Consider the following 1,306-nt stretch of genomic DNA (forward strand, 5'->3'; position numbering starts at 1 on the left):
TCGGCACTTCTGGCCTTGTACATCAACAGACGGTTAAAGCGGTCTGCATTGAAGATAAAGCTGAATGGGACGCTTGCTGCCGTTTCCACCGCGGCTAAATAATCAAAGGCCGGCCCAGTCTTGGACACAAAGGTCTCCCTGGATCGTGAATAGCCAAATGCCCGGGGAGGTAGCTGACCCAGCAATGATTCCGGCAACTTCAGCTGTTCTGCCGTCACGGTGTTGAGCAACGCCTGCAAGGCAGTCATCTGTGCCTCAGTAGACAGCATTTCTGTCACTACTTCATTGCCACCCCGTAGCGCATAGCTATAGTTCAACCCTCCGATCAGCTTGGAGGTGGCGTCCACCTGGTATCGGTGAAGCAGGTACATCGGCACCAGCGCTTCTTCGATGCTGCTCATCGGCATCCCTTCCTTAATGGCTTTTTCCGAAAATTGGTCAAGGACCGTTCTTCTGATCTTCATCAGCCGGTCCAACTCCATAGCTGCATTGGTGCCATTATCCCACAAATGCGCCTCCGAATGGAGCCCACTCGCTGGACGGGCATCCTGATCCGTGATGTATCTTAACCCGCCATCAAAGGCTCTATCGAGCATGGCATCCAGCTTCTCCTGGTTTTCGCCTTCCGGGAAATCGGTATATCCATACGAGATGGTCACTTTGTCCCATGCACCAATTTTATCGTCATAGGCTTCTGACAGGTCAATGTTGCCTTGTGCGTCCAGCTTGATGTACGGATGTGGGTAGTCCATTACTGAGGCTCGGTCGTTGACGCTTGCAGCAAAATTGTGTGCCAGACCTAACGTATGGCCTACCTCATGCGCTGAAAGTTGCCTTAACCGGGCCAGTGCCATCTCCGTCATCGCATTGGGCTGCTCATCGCCGTTCTCATAAGGCTGTAGAAGGCCTGTGGCGATCAGAAAGTCCTGACGTACACGCAGGGAGCCCAGGCTCACATGTCCTTTGATCATCTCACCTGTGCGTGGGTCGGTGATACCGCTCCCATAGCTCCAGCCTCGTGTCGACCGATGTACCCCTTGGATCACATTGTAGCGAACATCCAACGGGTGTGCGCCTTCCGGCATGACTTTGACCTGAAAGGCATTGGTGTATCCCGCCGCCTCAAACGCCTGGTTCCACCAACTGGCGCCTTCAATCAACGCCGAGCGAATAGGCTCAGGTGCACCACGATCCACATAATAAATGATGGGCTCTACCGGCTCACTCATTGCCGCACTGGGGTCCTTTTTCTGTAGACGATGGCGTACGATGAATCGCTTCACCAATGGATCTTCGATAGGTGTGG

1 protein-coding gene is annotated in these 1,306 nt (G+C 53.7%); it reads right to left on the minus strand.

The window, feature by feature from the left end:
• The coding region (locus V6D20_18020; protein HEY9817679.1) for a zinc-dependent metalloprotease at positions 1–1,229 on the minus strand (1,229 nt) is incomplete at its 3' end.
• Positions 1,230–1,306 lie beyond the last annotated feature (77 nt).

It is taken from the genome of Candidatus Obscuribacterales bacterium (assembly GCA_036703605.1).
Lineage (GTDB): Bacteria > Cyanobacteriota > Cyanobacteriia > RECH01 > RECH01 > RECH01.